Raw genomic sequence first — 4,727 nt, 5'->3', positions numbered from 1 at the left:
GCCTTGTTCGACTGCATCCCCGACTTCGGCGTCCGCAAGAAGGACCGCCGGCTCGCCGGCATCGCCGGCGGCGTGCCTGACCTCGCCGACCTGGGCACCGGTTGCCTCTACGAACCGCGCTGCCTGATTTCCCGCACGATGTGCCGGGTCGAGCACCCGGAACTGATGCGGGCGGGGACGCGCCATCTCAGCCGCTGCTTCTTCCATATGGAAACCCCGCTGCCCGGCAGCGCCGCACCGCTTGCCGGCGTCGTGCCGTCGCCCGGGAACGGCAGAAGCGACCGGCTGCCGCTGCTCAGCCTCAACAAGGTCGGACGGCGCTTCGGCAAGGCGCATATCCTCAGCGACATCGACCTGGAGATCGCACCCGGCGAAACCTTCGGCCTCGTCGGCGAGTCCGGCAGCGGCAAGTCGACGCTTGCCAAGGTGATCGCCGGCCTCGTCCCGCCCAGCACCGGCACGGTGGCGCTGAACAACGAGCGCGTCGCCGGAACGGCGTCCCGCCGGACCCGGCGCCAGCGGCGCGATGTCCAAATGGTGTTCCAGACGCCCGACGCGACGCTCAACCCGAAGAAGCGGCTCTCCTCGATCCTCGGCCGCGCCGTCAAGGTGCTCGCCGGATTGTCCGGACGCCGCAAGCGCGACCGCTCTTCGGCCCTGCTCGCCGACGTGCAACTGCCGCCGAAGATGATGACCGCCACGCCCGACCGGCTGTCGGGCGGCCAGCGCCAGCGCGTCGCCATCGCCCGCGCCTTCGCCGGAGACCCGAAGCTGGTGATCCTGGACGAGCCGACTTCCGCCTTGGACGTCTCGGTCCAGGCCTCGATCCTCAACCTGCTGCTCGATCTTCAGCGGGAAAGCGAGGTGGCCTACCTGTTCATCTCCCACGATCTGGCGGTGGTGCGGTATCTGTCCGACCGAATCGGCGTGATGTATTTGGGCGAAATCGTCGAGATCGGACCGGCGGAGCGCGTTTTCCGCCCTCCCTTCCATCCCTATACCCAATCCCTGATCGCGGCCGTTCCCCGTCTGGGCACCGAAAAACCCGCACGTCCCGTCAGTCTGGACGTTGCGCCGCCCGGCCCTGCCGATCGTCCTAGCGGCTGCCCATTCCATACCCGGTGCCCTCGGGCGTATGATCCGTGCCGGACCGAGGCTCCGCCTTGGCGCGACGCGGGAGAGGGACACATGATCCGCTGCTGGATAGCACTCGATGCGCTGGAGGCGTCGCAGACCGCGGCACTCCGCACTCGCCGCAAACCCGATCCCGTCCGCGTCGGCCCGCGCCCATGACGATGGCGCCGGCTTCAGGGTTCCGCCGGCGAGCATCGCTGCCGATGTACGATTTCCCAGAGCTTCGCCCGGCTCATACGGCACTCTGGAGCGCTATAGCGGAGAACCTGGCCCGGGCCGGCCTGGACGGCATTCCCGATCTGCTGACTTTCGACGGCGAACCAGCCGATCTCTGGCAGGCTCCGGACCTGCTGCTGAGCCAGACCTGCGGCCTGCCGCTGGTGACGTCGCTCGGCAACACGGTCAAGGTCGTGGCGACCCCGCGCTACAATGCGCCCGGATGCAGCGGCAGCCGCCACCGTGGTTTCATCGTGGTGTCGGCCGCCAGCACCGTCCAGCGCCTGGTCGAACTACGCAACAGCCGGTGCGCGATCAACGGCTGGGACAGCAACACCGGCATGAACATGCTCCGCGCCGCCGTCGCCCCTCTGTCCCGCGACGGCCGCTTCTTCGGGTCCGTCACCGTCAGCGGCAGCCATCTCGCCAGCCTGCAGGCGGTAGCATGCGGCACGGCCGACATAGCCGCCATCGACTGCGTCACCTACGCCCATCTCAGCCGCCACCGCCCCGAACTGGCCGGCCAGACCCGCGTGCTGGCGGTCACGGCGGCGACACCGTGCCTGCCGCTTGTCACCGCCGCCTCGACCGACGACGACACGCTGGCGGCCTTGCGCACCGCACTTCATGCGGTCGCCACGGCTCCGGAACTGGCGGAGGCCCGCGCCGATTTGCTGCTGGAAGGGTTCGAGACGCTGCCCGACCGGGCATACCGCGTGGTTTCAGGACTTGCCAATCAGGCGGTCGCTGCGGGGTACCCGGCGCTGGCGTGAGCTTGGATATGCTTGAGAGTTGGTTGGGGCGGGAGGACCCTCAACGAACCACTACCTAACCCACGGAAGCCAATGATTTCTTTACCTTTTCCAGCTACTGAGGTGACACACCGAAGTGACACACAGGGGCTCCCGTGGCAAACGATCAGCGATATCTGCAGCAGCGGCGGAACACGTGGTACGTCCGTGTCAGGGTGCCCCCAGCGCTTACCAAAGTCCTTGGAAAGACCAGTCTAATACGAAGCCTCCAGACGACAAACCTTGCCGAAGCTCAACGTAAGCGGTGGCCGGTGGTAGCCGAACTCAAGGCGTACCTGGATGGCACCAGCAAGGGTGCCAGCAAGAGCCTTGTTGAACACGCCCTGGAATACCGTGCCGCATACATGAAGGCGTCCACCCAGGTTGACCCTGACACCCTACATTCGGACAAGGATGAGGCTCGCATGGCAATATGGGAGATGGTGGAAGAGGAGATTGATCCGGTTCACGGTAGCAATGCAGCCCTCAGGTTCGCAAAGGTGGCCCTGAGTACCAGCCCGATCCTTCGCCAGATGGTTGACCCATGGCTGCAACAGGCGGGAGACACTATCACCAAGCAGACGGCCTTTCAGCACAGAACAGCCCTTGATGCCTTCCTTGAGTGGATCACCAAAGAGGGCTTGGATGCTGAAAGCGCCATGGCAAGGGATGTTGACCGGAAGCTTGCGGGGAGATTTATTGGAGAGGGTCTGTCCACATCCGGGAAGGCTCCCAGAACGATCAACCGATACATCAGCAGTCTCAGTTCCTTCTGGAAGTGGCTCATCAAACGTGGGCTGGTTGAGGAGGCAGAAGGAAATCCTTGGGAGCGGCAAGGTGTCCCCTCGGGAACCAAAAGAGGTGTCAAGGTTAAGCGTAGGGCATTCAACAATATAGAGATATCGAAGCTTCTGACAGGTGATCCTCAGGCCAAAGTGGTCCCTTCAGAGACCCTGAAGGATCTCATGGCGTTGGGTCTTTACACAGGGGCACGTCTGGATGAACTCTGTAGCCTCCAGGTGGAAGACGTAACTGACAGTAACGGTAGCCTTACCCTGGTAGTATCAGAGGGGAAGACCAAGGCTGCCCTGCGTCGGGTTCCTGTTCACCCCTGTATCGTCCAGGTGATCGCTAGGCGGATCAAAGGGAGCAAGGATGGTTACCTCTTCCACGAACTGAAGCCATCAGGACCAGACCTCAAGCGTGGCTGGAAGATAAGCAACAGGTTCACGGACTATCGGAGAAAGATCGGTATCGATGGGCCTGATACAGTCTTCCACTCATTCCGAAAGAACACCGCTGGTGCCCTTGAGGCCGCTGGCGTCCCCGAGACCACCGCTGCATTGATCCTCGGGCACGATAGGCCGCACATAACTTATGGCTTGTACAATGATGGTGGTGTGCCTATCGGTATCCTTCGGGAAGCCATTGAGCGGATTACCTACGGGCATTTGATTGACGACCTAATTCGCCTTGGAGCCACCGATCATGAAGTTCGGGAGAAGGCGCTGGTGTAAGCCTCCAGGACTCCTTAGGAAGCCCGTAGGTGACTCCTGGTGCTCAGGGCTACTCATGTGGCTCCCAGCGCTCCAAGGCCACGCAGAAGCCCTCCTAGGAGCGCCTCAGCCTTGCTACTAAGCAGGCTTATCACTTCTTCTTGTACCAGCATAGACGGACTTGGAAGGTGCCGACCTTTGGAACAACACGGGCATATACCGGCCCGTCCTCTTCGATATGCAGCCAGCGCCCAGGAGCGCCCTGGAAGGTAAATCCTCTGTGCTTAAGGTAGCCTGTGGCGTCCGCATTAGTCGCAAAGGTCTTGAGTGTCACAGGAAAACCGGAAGGCGGTTCCATCACACTTTATACCTCTTTGAAGTTTCTGTTACCTCATCATGCAATGCATTTCCCTGACATACTACTCAATTCAGTAGAACTGACCCAATGACCGTAATACAATGGATAATAGTATATCGCCGCTAACAGAAGTAGCGATGATTTGATTTATTACGCAGCGATGTTCAGACGGCCTTGAGGTCCTCTAGCAGGCCTAGCAGCAGAGCGCACGTTTTCGGGGGCGCTTGCGTTGGTCGGTCATAATCTCCTCTTTTCCCCCCAAAGCCTTTTCCAATCTCTCGATGGTTCCCTTGACCGTGCCTTGCTGTGCGGCGGGGAGACTGCGGCAGTGTTCCTCAAGATCCCTAAGCGTCTGTCGGATCTGGGACTCTAGTTCTGTGAAGTTTCGGAGGTGGGTGTCAATCATCTGAAAGCCTTACATAGGACGTGAACAGACGATTACTCAGCAGTTTTGGAACATTTTGTAAGTGTTAGCAGACTATGCCTCACCTTTTGGCTTCATGATCTTGCTCGTATCCGAAGCTGATGTCTCTACGTACAATAGGTCAACAATGGCTTGCCAAAACTACCCATAGGTACATGCAGCACCCCTCCAGCGCTGTTAGTGCCCTCAGGGTACCGAACGCCTAGTGGCCGGTACCTTCCACCTCAAAACACACCCCCCTGTTCTGGGGAACTGACCTTGCCCCCGTGCAGCGCCTCCCATAGCGCCTGATTTATGCCACCAATGTC

General features: G+C 60.8%; 3 protein-coding genes. All 3 read left to right on the top strand.

Translation table 11 applies throughout. From position 1 onward, the window contains the following. Window positions 1-1,293 (top strand): oligopeptide/dipeptide ABC transporter ATP-binding protein (locus AC5JJ6_RS42200; RefSeq protein WP_496047797.1); only part of this gene is annotated, 1,293 nt, incomplete at its 5' end. Window positions 1,294-1,337: 44 nt separating this feature from the next. After that, window positions 1,338-2,123, top strand: coding sequence for a phosphate/phosphite/phosphonate ABC transporter substrate-binding protein (locus AC5JJ6_RS42195; RefSeq protein WP_496047796.1), 786 nt, complete (start codon window positions 1,338-1,340; stop codon window positions 2,121-2,123). 134 nt (window positions 2,124-2,257) lie between these two features. Then, window positions 2,258-3,658, top strand: a complete 1,401-nt coding sequence (locus tag AC5JJ6_RS42190; RefSeq protein ID WP_496047795.1) for a DUF6538 domain-containing protein — start codon at window positions 2,258-2,260, stop codon at window positions 3,656-3,658. The last annotated feature ends 1,069 nt before the right edge of the window (window positions 3,659-4,727 follow it).

This window comes from Skermanella sp., assembly GCF_059503625.1.
This window is presented reverse-complemented; position numbering and strand designations above follow the sequence as displayed.

Coding starts and splice junctions, on each gene's coding strand:
- AC5JJ6_RS42195 (WP_496047796.1), top strand. CDS start 1,338: ATGTACGATTTCCCAGAGCTTCGCCCGGCTCATACGGCACTCTGGAGC.